Consider the following 15,609-nt stretch of genomic DNA (forward strand, 5'->3'; position numbering starts at 1 on the left):
GAATATTGCTTTATCGAAGTTGATTAGAGATATCGCTTGATCACCATGCTTCGATAATATGATTTCTTTCGGACCGACCTGCTCTTCGAGTTTCTCTTTAGGATCCGACTTATCTGGATTTTGAATAGGTGGAGGTGCATGTCTATCAGGATCAGAAGATTCCACTCGGAGTCTCTTCTTGATATTCTCCATCATTTTCTTCGGCTGCTCAGATAACATCAACGAAAGCGGCATAAAGACTTTATCAGTCTGAGTAATACTATTGTCGGATTCTTCTTTATCATCAGAGCCAAGCATATCTCGAGTCCAGACAATACCCATCGAGCGTTCGAACCGATCCATAATATTAGAATGTATCTTAGAATTTAAAGCTGCTTTAATCTTCGCTTTAAATCTGGTTGGTTTCCCTATCGGAAGCTCACAAATGTATGTGAATTCTGATAAATTTTGGAGAACCTCCACTAAAATATCATCACTGTTTGACAAGAATCCTAAACTAACAACTTTGGCATAAATCTTATCAAAGACGCTACCAGGAACTTTCAGCAATTGGAGATAAGCGTTTAAGCACACTGCAACTGTAGGCTCTTCTACAATAAGGATAGCCACTAGCAAACAGTTCTTAGACAGTTTCGAGTACTTAGAATTCATGTATCTGTAAAGATCAAAACGCTGACTGTCTAAGAAGTTTACTTTGAATCCGTACATGCTGAAAGATATTGGCTCTTCTAACAGTCCAAATTCATGATCCAAAATCATTGAAATTCGGTTAAAGATTCCCCCTGTCAGTGTTTGTCAGACTATCTAATATAGCATCATTGTCTGATTCAACATCTTCTGGCAGTGGCAGAATATCTAAAGAGGCTTCGCGCACCCATGTTTCAAATTTCAGGTAAGCTGCTTCGGTCAAATTCTCAGGGATCTGGCCAATAATCTGAGAAAGAATCAGATCATAGAAGCTCAAGATACTTTCAGCATTTAGCTTGGAGAAATCAGAAGTGGCCAGAGCAATAGCAATTTCTTTCTGCTTAGGTTCATTACAGATTTCACTGAGAGGTTTGCCATTCAAATGAGTAGTGCAGGAGGCGAGCAGACAACGACGGAAGAAGCGAATACGACTGGTAGCTCCTTCGGACATTTTATCCGCGTACAAGGAACTCCAGTCGTATTGCGATGCGCTAGGCAGCGAGAACCTAATCTTTAAGCCCTTACTTATAGCGATTTCAGTTGATGCTTTGAATGATTTGAATAAGTCAGGTAGTTCGAACATCTTCCAGTCCCCAAATAGAATCTATACCTAATTCTACTGGATGTTTGAAAGGATGATTCCTGGAGATGCTAMTGTTGGGTTGGTCTGAAACTTCTTAAGAGCATCCAAATAAAACGCTATAAAGTCTGAATGTTGCTGAGAGCACTTCTTCAAACGATCAGAACGAATCACTGATTGCTTCATAAGGTCTGAGATCAGTACCACTCTGGATTTTCCATCCAAAAGGTAATCACCGAGACATTCTTTCAGGTACTTGTCCGGAATTGCGATCAGAACAGGAACTTGCTGATATACAATTTCGGGTTTAGGTGGTGGCAGATTGCGGGTTCCATTGCAACCACTAACTACCAGTATTGTTGACAATACTAACAAGCTCTTGAGGAACCGGCACGTTAAGAAGAGCTTTAGCCGTTTTGCCATTGAAATTCTCCCCACGTTGTTCACTTGGTTTATTACCTTGTACTGGTTTATTATCAGGATCTTCTGAGGTTTGGGGCTGAATTTGTGTAATGATTGAATCTGTAATTGGAGGACAGTCTAAAGAGGCCATCTCCAATGAATGCAGAGAGTTTGACGTGGTTGTATCAATGTCATGTTGTTTCTGCTCGCTAATTACGAGATCGCTCCATGTACCTTGATAGTAACCATTAAGACCTTGAGTAACTTTACCGTTATTCTGATTGAGTTTAGTCAATCGGGCGACTTCAGCTTCGGAAATATCGAGCTTACCCTTTACGGCAGCATAGTTCGCATCCAAAGTATTGTAATCACCTTTCTTGTCCACATACATGATGCCTAAGATCAAAGCAGCAGCTAATAAGGCTACATTCCCAATCAAAGATATCTTAGTCGTTAGACCGGTTAAACTACTAAACCATTTCAGCATAGTATTATGTTCCTACTGTTTGTGAACTACCTACCCTTTAATTCTACAGTAGATTAAACATAGAAAAAGCGGAGACTGAGCTCCGCTTCTTTTATATAGAATTACTTAGTTGCTGATATTACCAGTTGCCAGAAGCTTTAATACGCTCAACGGCATCTTTTAGTTCGTTAACTTTATCCAGACGTTCCCATGGAACATTCAGATCGTTACGACCCATATGGCCATAAGCAGCCAGCTGTTCGAATTTCCAATCGCCGTAATTGGCCATTGTCAGTTCGTGACATGCACGAGCACGGAAGCTGAACAGTTCTTTAACCGCTGCAACAATGATGTGCAATGCGACTTTCTCAGTACCTTTACATTCCAGTTGAACACTGGTAGGTTCTGCTACGCCGATTGCATACGAAACGTGAATAGTACATTGATCAGCCAGACCGGCAGCGACAATGTTCTTCGCTACATAACGGCACAGGTAAGAAGCTGAACGGTCAACTTTAGACGCATCTTTACCAGAGTACGCACCACCACCAATAGGGCAGAAGCCGGCATATTGGTCAACCGCGATTTTACGACCAGTCAAACCAGAATCACCAACAGGCCCGCCAATTACGAAGTTGCCAGTTGGGTTAACCAGGATTTTGATCAGTTCCAGATCATCAGTGTGGTTGTGTTGCAGAACCTGATGTTCACACAGAACAGGGAAGATTACTTTTTCGATCAGCAGTTCGCGCAGTTCTTCCTGAGTGATATCTTCGCTATGCTGCGTAGAGATCAGAACAGTATTAACGCCGGCAAAGGTCAGGTCGCTTTCACAGTAATCAATAGTTACTTGTGATTTAGCATCAGGACGTAGACGCAGGTCGCCAGTAGATTCCATATCGTTACGGATCAGTTCCAGACGTTGCAGCAGGCGGTGGCTCAACAGCAGAGGCAGAGGCATAAACTCAGGAGTTTCGTTGGTAGCAAACCCAAACATTATTCCTTGATCCCCAGCTCCTTGCTCATCTTTAGACTTGCGATCGACGCCTTGATTGATATCCGGCGATTGCTGACCCAGCAGGTTGATCAGGGAGAAAGTGGAAGCATTAAAGCCCAGCTTATCCGAATCGTAACCAATACGTTTGATAACGCCGCGAGCGATCGCACGATAATCATCATTGGTCAGTTTTGCTTTGGAGGTGATTTCACCGGCCAGAACAACAGAGTTATCTTTAACCAGAGTTTCACAGGCAACGCGCGCTTCAGGATCAACACTCAGGTGAGCATCAACGATAGCGTCAGAGATTTGATCACAAATTTTATCGGGATGTCCCGAACTCACGCTTTCTGACGTTAATTGAATGAATTGCGAACCCTTTCCGGTAAAACTTGAATTATTGGAGGTCTGAGTCATTTATAAAAATTCCTGAAGTTTCAATGATAAGCCCAAGAGGCCACTAAAGTTGTCTTAATCATAATTTAAATTACGATAAAACTATTATACTTGAATGAATATCAATAAAATCACTATCTTTAAACTCTAGTATCTTAAACGTGGAAAAGGCGACCACTAAGGATCGCCTCTTAATATTCATTGTTATCAAAATCCAGATGATAGTAGTTAATAGTCGTTATTATCAAAGTCCAGACGGTAATAGTTAATATTTTTAGCTATTTCGATCAAGAAATCAACTCGAATATCTTCAGATTTTAATGCTTGCACATCTTCGGATTCGATAAACGATTTGAATAACCGCAAATCAACTAACACCCCAAGATTGGAGAATTTTGCAATGCTTGCAGGATCTGGACTTAAACTATTAAAGTGTTCAAACCAGACAATAAGATTTGCATCTGGAGTCTCTTCTACTAGAAGAGGATATTCTTTTCGATTGCGCTGAAGAATATCTACGAGACTTTTTTGCTTATTACCACCAACGAACAGCTTAGCAATAATTAGAGCATTGCGAGCTGTTCTGAGATATTGAAAGCTCTCACCTTCGAGAGTAGTAAGCAGACGGAAAACTACCACTAAAGTATCCATAATCTCTTTAAGAGGCTTATGACTATATTCGTTGGCAATCTGATCCAAGGTTAGGTTGGAAACATTAAACTCGGTGTAGATATCATCTAGCATTCTATCAGTAGAGTTAGAGAACAATATGGCGGTTGGAGCATCTTTAGCAACAGCTCCAAGAAATTCCTTAGCTCGTTTTTCCAGAAGATTGAACACATACTGGTTCAGAACTCCAAAAGCTGAATAATCTCTCAGACTCTCTTGGCGGTTATAAATACCGTCCAGCTTTTCATCCAGATATTTACCGAAAGCAGCTAGCTCTGCATTATTTAACTTAGCTTGCTTATTATCTAGAAGAATTACCATACCGACCAAAGCTTCGAGAACAGCAGCATTGCTTAGAGAATCGAACAGAGTATCTAAACCTGCAACTTTGTCATTAAGCTGACCATACATTTCAATTTGCATCATTCAGCATCCTTATGCGCGTAATAATCCCAGTAGCTTTCATATATAGCTTTACTGGGACAAATTAGTTATTTTAAGTTATACGAATACTAATTATTCTGAACCGTCATCATGTAATCCACCAACAATAGAACCATCTTTCTTGACTCGATAATACTGCTGACGAGGGAAACCCTTTGGAATACACCAGAGTTCTTTCGGAGCATCATAATCACTATGTGGATCAACTAGATCTTCATAATCAATGAAGTCGGTCATTGGTTGAGTGTTCGCTTTAGAATACTGAAAGATTGGAACCCATTCTGAAGTTTCTCTCACATAATTCCAAAGAGATTCGGCAAAGCCAGGAATAGTTAATAAGTCTTCTTCAGAAACATGCGAATCATTAAGGCAAGTCTCAATACCGTCAATGGTAAAATTCAATGAAGGTGCATCACGCAAATCCATATTAGTCAGGATTTGCTGGAGGGTGTAAGTCTTACCGCTTTGTGGTTGAATTTTCATATCTAATACCTCGCAAATTGATTTTAATTATCTAACTTCTTATACTCTATTATATGAAAATCCAGCTCAAATGTCAAGATATACATGGAAAAAGGGGCATTAGCCCCTTAGATAGTCAATTTAGAGAGATCGGTTATTTGCCATCTCTTGCGTTTTCTCTTTGAACCTCATCAACACTAAATCTACTGATCCAGTGTCTGAGATAAACTTAGAGAGGCTGTCATGCAAGAAATGAATACCTTGATCTGACATGCGATTATCGGCCATCTCAAAATCCAACCCTTTCAGGAAAACTTGCCATTTAGCATTAGTGTTTAATAACTTGATGGTTTTTTCCAGATGATGCTGATAATGCTTTTCTTTGAACGAAGGAGTGCGTTCAGCATTTATAGTAGATAAGTCCATCAGATTTCTCCAGTGGTATGGAAATCGGCAATGGCTCGACCACACAGATCATCGACAACATCTGGATCACACAAGAGCGATAGCATTTCCAGCATAGTGCTAGACACTTCATGAGATAATTCATCGTGAATAGCATTTTTCACAAATTCAATATTATCAAATCTAAGCAATTGAATCTGACGTGCTAATGCTCGAATAGCAGCAACATCACCAATAGTTAAAGGAACTTTATCCGACATGAACTTTCTCCGCAGACAATTTCAGAGCCTGAATATGGTTTTTAAGCAGCTTAATCAGACACTTATGTCCAATAGTTCTGGCAGAAGTATCTCCCTCAAAAGTAGCTTTACCTTCGCAGCGATCTAGAAAAAGGTCAATCTGGYCGGCCAATTCGTGACGTTCGACATCAGTTCCCAAATGAGTTGCGGCGATTTGTTCAAAGTCTTCTTGTAATGAGATCAGAGTACAAATACCCGCGTCTGCGTTTATATAAGGGAATAGCTCAAGAAGAGCCAATAGACGATCTTCAACATACTTAGGAATTCCTGGATTAGTCGACATAAGTCCCCTCTGATTTAGGAGAATCGATGAAGTTTCTGATTTCTTTATAAGACGCTGAATTGAGCACCTTATTGATTCGCAAGTGCGACTGGAAATTACGAATACGCGTTTTAACCAGGAACATTTCGGTTGGTTCAGTTGAAGTTGCTGTAGCATTCTGATCAGCGGCATCGAAAATCTGATTAATCCGAACGACAATCATCCCCAAGATAGCTTGGCTCATAACCGCATCTTCTTCGAAATAATCATTATCGAGCTTAACTTCAAGTTGGTAGCCTACAACAAAATCTTGAATAGCGCTATTCAATAGAGATATTGGAGTTGAGCTGCCCTGTCGATTAACATAAGCGAGAACCTCAAGTAAATGTCTGCACAAATCAACACGTTGCTGGATTCTTTTCGGATCATTATTAAGATTATCGAGGTAGTCATTGCCACGATTGATCCAAAGACCCAAAGCTCGCTGTTCAGCTTGTCCGGCAGTGGTCGCAGAATTAATCTTATCTGATTCAGACTCAATAAATACAATTGGGCCTTCACAAAGACATTCCGGATTGGTGCAAATCGCTTTCACCCATTTAGAGGTGTGCTGATATTTCAGATTTTTGCTTGAACAGAATGGACATTTCGTTTCACTCAAATCAGTAGAGGGCATTAGAGGTATCCTTTTAAAACGAATTCAGACAAACGACCTTTGAGCATTACTTCGAGTTCACCTAACTCATCCATGGGTGGAAGCTTATCCAACATGATCCCAAGAGTACGTATGAAATTGTATTGCTCTTCTTTAGAAGCAGTGGATTGTTTCATAGCAATCGACAACTTATAAGCAACATTTAAAGCTATTTTCGGAGCTAGCAAATGAGTTATTACACTGAGAGCAGCAATCTCTTGCTGTAATTGTTCGGTTATGGCATTTTGCATGTCAGAAATTGCCCCTCTGTCAAAACCATGTCACATTGTAAAGCAGTCAAGAAGTTCATGTTCTGCTTATACATTTGAATAGTTGCAGAACTAGATGCAATCTGATGTGGATTAATTGTTGGACGGATAGCATCACTCACGAACGTTTCCAAAGTTGGGCAATACTCAGGCATCACCAACATCTCAGGTACAGGTCGAACAAATTCCACAATGGCAGTATTAATAGCGGCAATGCGTTCTGGAATGCTAAGACCTTGAGTATTTTCCAGATCTTTTAAGAGTTTATCCGTGTTCAGAGACATAGTAAATCCTTATAATTTTTGTTCTGATTCTACAGTAATAACATCAGCTTCTTTGGTGCATAATACTGCACCACCAACACTCAGCTTGAACTGATTAACATGGAATTCACCACCAAGGACTTGATGCTTATCCAATAATTGCCAGCCAGTTTTCCGACTGCAAAATAACGWATAACTTTGCGGCATTTCAGCCAGCATGGTTTTCTTACCATCGACTTCAACTTCAACGTCACGATAAGAAAATATTCTTGGAGTTAGCATGGTCGTAGTCCAGCCACGGCTATAACAGAAGCCAGCATAGATAGCAACGTCTAGTGGATCACCTTTAGCTACGTGGGCAAGAAGCTGGTATTTGCATTCAGCTTCCCAATCATTGACTTTCCAATCATTGTTGTAGCCATATTTCAGTTGAGACTTCAGAAGCTTATTTGCAATAGCTTCAGATAATTGCTGCAACATCTGAACAGAATCTGAATGTAGATCATCTGGAACTTCGATAGTAATCTTAGCCACGATTTTTCCAATCCTTATTAAGGTTTTGTAAAGCAACAATCCCTAAATAGTAAAGACTACCTTTAGCAGAAGTATCTTTCAACCAAGGAGTGTCGTTGCTATCATAAGGATCTTGTGCCATACTAGCTCGAATATTCAAAAGAATGGTATCCAAACTTTCTAGCAAATCATAGAACTGCTCTTCAGTATAATCTTCGGTTGCTTTATTGTCTTTATTCATAAAAACAGCGAAGTATTCTACTGCCAACTCAATAGTTTGAGAAAGCTTCAAATCGTATTGAACAGCGGCCAATCCACGAATTCTCTTATACCTATCAGTTTTATTCACAGAAATATCCCTTTTATCCTTTTCAATTAATACGAAATAAACAATAAAAAAGGAGACCGAAGTCTCCTTTGTGTTGCTTAGTTACTAGCTTAAGTCATACTAGATCAGTTTTGTACCGTTTTGACCGGCTTCTACAAACTGATCCAGCGTGATTGAACCGTAATTATGTACTTGATTATAGAACGCTTTCAGAGATGCCAACATCATGCTGTTCACATGCTCTTCCGATTCTTCTGCAGAATTCAATACGGAGATTAGACACTGTTCAATCTCCGGATACTGATCAAAGAAGATTTCAGGTCGGATTTTCTTAGCATTCAAGTATTTCAACACAAGAGAAAATGTCTTAGCTACGCGAGTCTTACCATCTCGATGATCTAGATTGAGGTTGAAAATACCCATAAACAATGCTTGATCCAAATTGTCAAGTTTCATATTATCAGACATCTGTTTAGGGAACCCAAGAGCATCAGTCATTTTGCCATGAATCTCTTCRGCGAATTTTTCCCAATCTTCTGCAACACGAATTGGTCGCTGTTCGAGCAAATCATTTACCGCTTGCGTGAGCCACTCTTGAGCATCTTTGAATGCACCCGTAGCGCCCGCTGAGCTATCCTTAGCCACTGCAAGGTAGAATTTCCACGCCGCATTAATATTTGTAAGATCAGGGGCAAAACAATGATTCCAAAGCGCAACAGCTTTTGATATTGCATCTTCCCGCGAGAAGGCTTCATTGACGGCGAGTTCATAATCAGAGTCTACCAGTTCACGATTAAAGAAAAAGACAGTCGGACCACATGCACTACAAGTGTGAATCTGACACATAGCATAGACACCTTTACGTCCATGCTGATCAAATGCTCCATCCATGACAGAGATGCTATGTTTTTTACAGAAAGGACACGCTACATTAGTTACTGGCTCACGAGAAATCATGCTCTTACCCATTCTTTGCGGAAACGTTTTAAAATGCGGCCAATTTCGCCACCAATTTTATCGATTGCTATTTCGGTTTCCTCATGGTTTAAAGAGTTGAAACCCATAGCGGCATGTAGAGGTCCATAGACGTCCACATAATCTTCATTAGAGTATTCGGCATAATCGCGAACCCTCTCATACCAAACCAGCCAATCAATCGCGTGCTCAGGAGTCTTAGCTTTATTGACTCCTTGCCAGAGTTGAGCACGAATGCTGATTCGGATAGTATCAAATACAACTGAGTGATCGTCCAAACGATTAATCGGAATTAAGCGACCTTCAAATGAGAGCAAGGCCATCTCATTCTTTTCAGGATCCAGCATAGCGCTTGGAAAGCTCAGATGCTTCTTAACCTGAGAGATAAGTTCGTGCATCGCATCTTGCGGAACAAACTCAGCAGTTTCGATAATCGCAATCGGCTTAATGCTATGAGTCCAAGCTGGCGCTGTAGCATCTGGCTTATCTTCGATCATATTAAAGATCATTTGATCCTTCTTCATGATTAATCTCTCAGAGGTCCGAACAAGTTTTCGGGTAATGGCTTATTAGCCTGAAGACATTCCAACATTGATTCCAGATTCTTAATAGCTTGAGGTTCCAATGGCGAAGTGAAACCTCTTAGATCTTGCACAGGCATTGAACCAGATTCAATAACGTCACTGATAATGCTCAAGAGGTCATGACGGTTATGGTCGTTTAGTTTTACCTGACGAGCAACCAATTCGACATAGCAAGAGGTATATAGCAACACTCTTCGGTTTGCGCCACGCGGTGCATTGTCCATTTGACGAAGTAACTGATCAATAAAACGATCACCCCTAGTCTGTAGTATGCCAGACAAGAATGCTTGAAGATCGATTAAGAATTCAGGGGAGCCAACTGTGGTTGCAACCAGTGGATATTTCTTAATGCGAGTCGGATTATAAGTGAAGATCTTATCCTGAACTTGCACGAAAGTTGGAGCAGTGTGCAGCGTCGGCAGATCCATCATTTCAGAAACGATGTTAGCTGCCAAAGACTCGATATCTGAATAAGCATAATGAGCTTTAAACTCGGTAAGGTTCAAACGACTAACTGGAATAGTGTCTTTCGAAATAATAGACATTTCAGAAGCTCTCATTGATTATTATTACCTTTTAATACGAAATAAACATAAGAAAAGGGGCTGAATGCCCCTTTATTGTCTTATGAAATCCCATTAACCTTTCTGGCTAAGGTAGATAATTTGACTGAGATGTTCGCGATTCTCTTCTGGATAAGTTCCATGTTTTTCTAAAGAACTCTCACATGCCCATAAATAGAGTTTTAGAGTTTCGTAGCGTTCGTTGTTAGCTTCCGGCGTCATTAAGAATTCTTTGAGCTTCAAATGAATAGCTTGAGCTACTAATGCCGGATGAGTTACGCGACGTGATTGGTTAGAGCTTAACCAAAGTGCCCATTCTGGAATGTTATCAAAGAACGATAAGGAGCCAATCAGTTCCGCCACTTCAGCCGTCTGATCATTTTCACCAATCTTAGATTCTAGATGATCTAGATAAGCTTGAAGTTCAGTGGTTTTGGAGGTAGTAACAGTTTCGTTGAGGTACATTTCCAGCTGGAATGCAATCTCTTTATAGGGGAATTGTGGATCTTGTTCTTGAGCATGGAGAGTTGAAAGAGAGTCTACCCACTGATCATGAGTAGTAAAAGTCTTGAGAGTTTTCAACAATGCTTGATAAATAGGGGACAGCTGCATATAAAGACCTTATTCGATAATATTCTTATCTTTATATACGAAACAAGCATAAAAAAAGAGACCACTGAGGATCTCTTTTTCTTTCTAAATTATCTATACGATTAAATTCTAAGAATTCTTCTGATTCTCAAAAATATTTTTAATCATACCAATACTGCGGCGCACTTCTTTTTCTGAATTCGACAATGCAACGATTGCTTTCTTTATTTTGTCTTCAGTATCCAGCAAAATAACAGTATCAGCATTAATGTGAAGTAATGGATAATCGATTAAATTCACTTCACTAGTGAACATATCAATACCATATTGACCAATAGTTTCCAACGCTGCTTCTGAAACTGGAGTAATAGCCAGCAATGCAGAAGGACTATCGGAATCTTCAATATCGAGTACAAGACCAGCATAGATATCTAATGGAGCCTGATACCCAAGTATAAGATCGCCAATAGCGATTTCTCCAGCATAATTGCTGAAGCGTTTGGTTCTATTGATCATCAGTATCTAATCCTTAGTAACGTAACCCTTCGGGAACTTCAGACTCTAATAAGACTTGTGCCCCTGAAATCCAGTCCAGCTTAGAATCATCAATACGACGAACCCTGAAATCTGGAAAAGCAATTTTGTGCTTAATAATGGTAACAATGTTTGCTTTCCAGTATTGTCCGTTGTAATTTATGTACACAACCGCCTTTTCAGAGATCTGATGTAAGATCTCTCTGCGCTTTAAAACTATTTCGCGCATACCGCTTGCTATAGCATCCATGTAAAACCCTCTTTAACTTATATACGAGTAAAACATGGGAAAGCCCCCAATCAAGGGGGCACTTTTTACTACTTTCGATTAATGACGTTTTGCATTAACCAAAACAAAGGATCCCATGACCACACCAACTTTATGAGTCCATGCGTTCCAGAATTCAATACCCTGTTCCATTTTACCAGTTTCTTTATTGGTTTCTGACCAAGGACTTGCGACTTCAACGCTTGGCATACAAAGTGCATAACGGAAGCCTTCATTATAATCTTCAAGACCAGAAACGATCTGATACCCTTCTGGAACTAAGTTCTGTTTCGCCAAATACTTGAGCAGGTTATCTTCTTGCTCATAAGAGATCTTATCATAAGTGATACTCATGAAGTTGCATTTGTCTAAATGATATTCCCATGCACCCCATTGATCATCTGCAATGGACATACCTACACCACCACACTCGATAAATTGTTGCTCGAGCGTCGGATCTTGAATACGCCAAATGCCATTACCATCTCGCATTTTGCGGGGGAACTCATCCCACTTTAAAGATCCTTCATACTTATTATACTTCTTATCGCCATTTGAATCTACTTCAGATGCAATAAGCTCACGCATTAAGGAAGTATGAAGGCCGATCAATACTGGATTGTTGATGATCAAACCCTGACCGAAACCAATGTTACGTTCGATACCTTTTTCCATTAACTTTTCCATTACGTCTGGACGAATAAAGGTATTCTTCAACATAACCGGCTGGGAAACAATACCCATCAAACCATCTTCTTTCTTCAACCAAGTTGAACCATAGTTCTCAGTGGCCGCTTTCAACAAATCAACATCATTGTTGAGATAGTCCAGCATAGGATCAGCCGATGCTGCAACCAGATGTTTCTTCTTAGACTCGATCAAAGAATCCAGGAAGTCTTCCATTGCAAAACTGCATTTAGACTTCATTGCGATTAATTCTTCAAGAGACAACGAATCCAGCAGGCCATTGTTTGAAACTTCATTTGTATCTTCAATTTTGATCTTACGGCTCATTTTAATACCTCGCTTAAACTATTTATTTATTTTTATTAACCATTACATATATAATAATGGATTTCGGGCTAAAACTCAAGAGTTTTCACGTATTTAAGCCCGATTTAAGCGAGTTTTACTGATTTCTTTTCAGTATAAGTATAGCCGAACATGATAGCTTTTTGATCTTGACGGTTAAGAGATTGTGGAACAGTTACTGGCTTGTTTTTCTTGATCATTTTCTTGGCTCTCTAAAATAGGAAAAGCCGACACTGAGGCCGGCTTAATGTCTTATCCAATAATACGATTATGAAATATAATCTGAAAGTATTTCAAAGAAAGCATCGAAGTTGTGAGGGAGCTTATGGTTGGGATAATTATCCACTATAGTGCGCATTTCGTCTTTCAAACGAATGAGAACATCTTCCTTGCTCTCTCCATCCAAAGCTCGAATGTGCATCACCTTACCCATAGTGAGCAGATCTACTTTATAGCTTTCGTACTTGTCAGCCGAATCATAATAGTAGTAAGCCCAAACGTCGCTGGTAGGTAATTCAGCTTTAGTAAACTCGCGAACCACTCCGTTTTCATCTGCCAGAGAGAAGCCATCAACCAGACAAGGATACCATGCACTATCAAATTTAACGAATGCGATATCACAAACGCTGTAGTTCTTCGCAAAGCTATCGAAACGATCAGAATAAGCTGCCTTTAATTTAGGCATAATCAGATTCTGATTAATGTAACGAAGCATATGGGCATCGCCAGTAAACTTAGACAGTAATGACTCTAAATCTTTCAAGTCTTCGATAGTAGCCATGCTCATTCATCCTCAAAACCAATCTTAATTAAACCAATATACGATAGTTTATTCGAGATTATCCAGAGGGACTCGGTTCAATGTCAGGGAATAGTTTTGGAATTTATTATTCAAAATTGGTAAACTGAAATGAGCATTCACTAACTGAGTTACATAAACTCGACAGGTGCCCGATTTATCCCATACCAGAAAGAATGAATTCTGGCCTTCGATATCGAAAGGACTAATTTCACTACCATAAGAGATAGCATTTTCACGCATACGTAGAGCTATATACTGAGCTACTGCCACGCGATCGTACAGAACCTCTTCTTTAAGATCACGAATTTGAATCTGAGTATTAGCGTATAACGAATCCAGCCACTCAATGGGAAGCGAACCACCTTCATCATTGGAAATCAGCAGAGTACACTTACGGCGAACATTCCAGATAAGAATAGCGTCACGCAGAAAACCTTCAGCTTCTAGGCCGTAAATAGGACGAACTTCGGTAACAAGTTTGCGCAGAAGTTCGTGCTTAGGAGGTAACAGTTTCAGATCAGCCATTATTTGAGTATTCTCAGCATATAATGAGTACTGGTCTCACGACCATCCAATGAAGGAACTCGATATTCAATTACCATTCCTTCGGTGTCATAGGCTTGGCATTCACCCTTAGTGTTCCAAACCAAGAAATACTTAGCGACGATATCAATATCGTTCTCAGGAAGAACCTGTGCATTAATCATCGCAGCTTTGATGCCTTTCAGGGCTTCTTCACGAGATGGTGGATTGTACGGTTCAGTTGCAGGGAATTTTGTTACCATAATATCAGCCTTCAAATTCTACGACAGTAATATCAACCACTTGTCCAGTTTTCTCAAAGTAACATTTCATTTCTAATTCAAGAAGTATATTAATCACTTCCCAATCACCGTTACCGAGTTCTGATCCAATTTTGGCCAATCCAATTTTAGACTGGCTGAACCCCCAAACCATTTGTTTGAAGACTTCATGAATTGCATTATAGCTGGCCAAGTCCGACGCATCATTATATCGACCATATTTATATTGCGTATAACTTAATACGATAATGCCTGTGCTACCACATTCACGGTCAACAGTAATAGGCAAACAAATGCCCAGCTTAGTACGATCACCTTTCCGGCCAAATTGCAAATCTCTTCTTTGATATTCTGGCCAACGAGCCATTACTTTACCAGCTAAACCTTGTTCCGGACGACAGAAACAATGGTTGCCTCCGGGATAAATGATATCAAACTCTCCCTGATCAAAGAGAGTTATGACATCGCCAGTCACCACTTTGGGAACGATGTCATAAGTCACTTGACCAAATCCCTCGCAAGTTACACAAGGGATTGGTAGTTCTTGAGCATCGCACTCAATGTGACCGTCACCTTTACAAGTTGGACATTCTAAGTTGACGGTTTTCACGATTAGCCCTGAAAGTGCATAATGACGCGAATATCTTTGGGTGCGTACTTACCCCAGTTTTCAAATGCTTGTAAAGTCTGCCAGAACTTAACACCCAGTTCTTCGCGCAAAGTCAGACCAGTTTTGATCGCTTGATCATAGTGAGGATAATTCAGCAGCTCTTCGATTGTAAAGTGAGTCAGGCTGTGATCATCTCCAGCGAAATAATCTGTAGGATCTTCGCGAGGTTTCCAGCCCCAATAACAACCGTCTGTCGGCTCTTCATTAGGAGAACCAATGTACATGCGAATAACCTCTTCGCCTGCATTATCGGGAGCGCCGCGTGGGATTGCTAAAGGAACTACGCCGTCTTTATTGCGAACGTTAGCGAATAAAGCATAAGCAGCATAATTTGCAGTGGTGAATACACCCTCGTTCAGATTATCATTATCATCGTAAGGGTGTGGGATATCCGGCGGTAAGAAATCCGCCATTTCCCATTGACCTTGTTCATTACGAACTTCTACTGTTGATTTATTGTATACGCCCACAATAATTACTCCATAGGTAAACTGTAATCACCGTCATATCGAGGATAGAGATAACGGAAATTATTAACTTTGTCAGGGTTTTTGAGTTCAAATTGCTTAAATGCAAAAGTCCCATAAACATAACACTTTTTAGGACTAATTCGATATAGAGTCATTAAGCGATTAGCAGATATAAAATGAC

26 protein-coding genes are annotated in these 15,609 nt (G+C 40.1%); all 26 read right to left on the reverse strand.

Going from position 1 to position 15,609, the window contains the following annotated elements:
* The coding region (locus tag EAH77_RS14955; RefSeq protein WP_140473607.1) for a hypothetical protein at positions 1 to 609 on the reverse strand (609 nt) is incomplete at its 3' end.
* A gap of 160 nt (positions 610 to 769) precedes the next feature.
* Positions 770 to 1,270, reverse strand: coding sequence for a hypothetical protein (locus EAH77_RS14960; protein ID WP_140473608.1), 501 nt, complete (start codon positions 1,268 to 1,270; stop codon positions 770 to 772).
* A 340-nt stretch (positions 1,271 to 1,610) separates the two neighbouring features.
* Positions 1,611 to 2,156 carry a hypothetical protein gene (locus EAH77_RS14965; protein WP_140473609.1) on the reverse strand — a complete coding sequence of 182 codons (546 nt, stop codon included), beginning with the start codon at positions 2,154 to 2,156 and terminating at the stop codon, positions 1,611 to 1,613.
* Between the two features lie 118 nt (positions 2,157 to 2,274).
* Positions 2,275 to 3,549: a methionine adenosyltransferase gene (gene metK, locus EAH77_RS14970; protein ID WP_140473610.1), complete on the reverse strand. Its 1,275-nt coding sequence runs from the start codon at positions 3,547 to 3,549 to the stop codon at positions 2,275 to 2,277.
* 207 nt (positions 3,550 to 3,756) lie between these two features.
* Complete coding sequence (locus EAH77_RS14975; RefSeq protein ID WP_140473611.1) at positions 3,757 to 4,623, reverse strand: hypothetical protein; 867 nt, start codon at positions 4,621 to 4,623, stop codon at positions 3,757 to 3,759.
* Between the two features lie 90 nt (positions 4,624 to 4,713).
* Positions 4,714 to 5,124, reverse strand: a complete 411-nt coding sequence (locus EAH77_RS14980; protein WP_140473612.1) for a hypothetical protein — start codon at positions 5,122 to 5,124, stop codon at positions 4,714 to 4,716.
* Between the two features lie 120 nt (positions 5,125 to 5,244).
* Positions 5,245 to 5,529 (reverse strand): hypothetical protein, encoded by a 285-nt coding sequence (locus EAH77_RS14985; RefSeq protein ID WP_140473613.1) that lies wholly within the window; start codon positions 5,527 to 5,529, stop codon positions 5,245 to 5,247.
* Positions 5,529 to 5,768 (reverse strand): hypothetical protein, encoded by a 240-nt coding sequence (locus EAH77_RS14990; protein ID WP_140473614.1) that lies wholly within the window; start codon positions 5,766 to 5,768, stop codon positions 5,529 to 5,531. Before EAH77_RS14990 ends, EAH77_RS14985 begins: the two co-directional genes overlap by 1 nt.
* Positions 5,758 to 6,090: a hypothetical protein gene (locus EAH77_RS14995; RefSeq protein WP_140473615.1), complete on the reverse strand. Its 333-nt coding sequence runs from the start codon at positions 6,088 to 6,090 to the stop codon at positions 5,758 to 5,760. Before EAH77_RS14995 ends, EAH77_RS14990 begins: the two co-directional genes overlap by 11 nt.
* A complete protein-coding gene (locus EAH77_RS15000; protein WP_140473616.1) occupies positions 6,080 to 6,745 on the reverse strand; it encodes a hypothetical protein in 666 nt (221 codons plus the stop codon). Before EAH77_RS15000 ends, EAH77_RS14995 begins: the two co-directional genes overlap by 11 nt.
* Entirely contained in the window at positions 6,745 to 7,014 is a 270-nt protein-coding gene (locus EAH77_RS15005; RefSeq protein ID WP_140473617.1) for a hypothetical protein, read from the reverse strand. Before EAH77_RS15005 ends, EAH77_RS15000 begins: the two co-directional genes overlap by 1 nt.
* Positions 6,999 to 7,316 carry a hypothetical protein gene (locus EAH77_RS15010; protein ID WP_140473618.1) on the reverse strand — a complete coding sequence of 106 codons (318 nt, stop codon included), beginning with the start codon at positions 7,314 to 7,316 and terminating at the stop codon, positions 6,999 to 7,001. The genes EAH77_RS15005 and EAH77_RS15010 overlap by 16 nt, the downstream gene beginning before the upstream one ends.
* A 9-nt stretch (positions 7,317 to 7,325) precedes the next feature.
* Positions 7,326 to 7,829: a hypothetical protein gene (locus tag EAH77_RS15015; protein WP_140473619.1), complete on the reverse strand. Its 504-nt coding sequence runs from the start codon at positions 7,827 to 7,829 to the stop codon at positions 7,326 to 7,328.
* A complete protein-coding gene (locus EAH77_RS15020; protein ID WP_140473620.1) occupies positions 7,822 to 8,157 on the reverse strand; it encodes a hypothetical protein in 336 nt (111 codons plus the stop codon). Before EAH77_RS15020 ends, EAH77_RS15015 begins: the two co-directional genes overlap by 8 nt.
* 99 nt (positions 8,158 to 8,256) lie before the next feature.
* Positions 8,257 to 9,093, reverse strand: coding sequence for a hypothetical protein (locus EAH77_RS15025; protein WP_140473621.1), 837 nt, complete (start codon positions 9,091 to 9,093; stop codon positions 8,257 to 8,259).
* Positions 9,090 to 9,635 carry a hypothetical protein gene (locus EAH77_RS15030; protein ID WP_140473622.1) on the reverse strand — a complete coding sequence of 182 codons (546 nt, stop codon included), beginning with the start codon at positions 9,633 to 9,635 and terminating at the stop codon, positions 9,090 to 9,092. The genes EAH77_RS15025 and EAH77_RS15030 overlap by 4 nt, the downstream gene beginning before the upstream one ends.
* A 2-nt stretch (positions 9,636 to 9,637) precedes the next feature.
* Positions 9,638 to 10,240, reverse strand: a complete 603-nt coding sequence (locus EAH77_RS15035) for a hypothetical protein (RefSeq protein ID WP_161985806.1) — start codon at positions 10,238 to 10,240, stop codon at positions 9,638 to 9,640.
* Between the two features lie 93 nt (positions 10,241 to 10,333).
* Positions 10,334 to 10,870, reverse strand: coding sequence for a hypothetical protein (locus EAH77_RS15040; RefSeq protein ID WP_140473624.1), 537 nt, complete (start codon positions 10,868 to 10,870; stop codon positions 10,334 to 10,336).
* A 108-nt stretch (positions 10,871 to 10,978) separates the two neighbouring features.
* A complete protein-coding gene (locus EAH77_RS15045; RefSeq protein WP_140473625.1) occupies positions 10,979 to 11,365 on the reverse strand; it encodes a hypothetical protein in 387 nt (128 codons plus the stop codon).
* A 13-nt stretch (positions 11,366 to 11,378) separates the two neighbouring features.
* Complete coding sequence (locus EAH77_RS15050) at positions 11,379 to 11,633, reverse strand: hypothetical protein (protein ID WP_140473626.1); 255 nt, start codon at positions 11,631 to 11,633, stop codon at positions 11,379 to 11,381.
* 78 nt (positions 11,634 to 11,711) lie between these two features.
* On the reverse strand, positions 11,712 to 12,665 hold the full coding sequence (locus tag EAH77_RS15055) for a hypothetical protein (protein WP_140473627.1): 954 nt from the start codon (positions 12,663 to 12,665) through the stop codon (positions 11,712 to 11,714).
* 286 nt (positions 12,666 to 12,951) lie between these two features.
* Entirely contained in the window at positions 12,952 to 13,464 is a 513-nt protein-coding gene (locus EAH77_RS15060; protein ID WP_140473628.1) for a hypothetical protein, read from the reverse strand.
* Positions 13,465 to 13,512: 48 nt separating this feature from the next.
* On the reverse strand, positions 13,513 to 14,010 hold the full coding sequence (locus tag EAH77_RS15065; RefSeq protein WP_140473629.1) for a hypothetical protein: 498 nt from the start codon (positions 14,008 to 14,010) through the stop codon (positions 13,513 to 13,515).
* Entirely contained in the window at positions 14,010 to 14,270 is a 261-nt protein-coding gene (locus EAH77_RS15070; protein WP_140473630.1) for a hypothetical protein, read from the reverse strand. The genes EAH77_RS15065 and EAH77_RS15070 overlap by 1 nt, the downstream gene beginning before the upstream one ends.
* Positions 14,271 to 14,274: 4 nt before the next feature.
* A complete protein-coding gene (locus EAH77_RS15075; RefSeq protein ID WP_140473631.1) occupies positions 14,275 to 14,898 on the reverse strand; it encodes a hypothetical protein in 624 nt (207 codons plus the stop codon).
* Positions 14,899 to 14,900: 2 nt separating this feature from the next.
* Positions 14,901 to 15,428, reverse strand: a complete 528-nt coding sequence (locus EAH77_RS15080; protein WP_140473632.1) for a hypothetical protein — start codon at positions 15,426 to 15,428, stop codon at positions 14,901 to 14,903.
* Positions 15,429 to 15,609 lie beyond the last annotated feature (181 nt).

Origin of the sequence: Ewingella americana, assembly GCF_006438725.1 — a bacterium.
GTDB lineage: Bacteria > Pseudomonadota > Gammaproteobacteria > Enterobacterales > Enterobacteriaceae > Ewingella > Ewingella americana_A.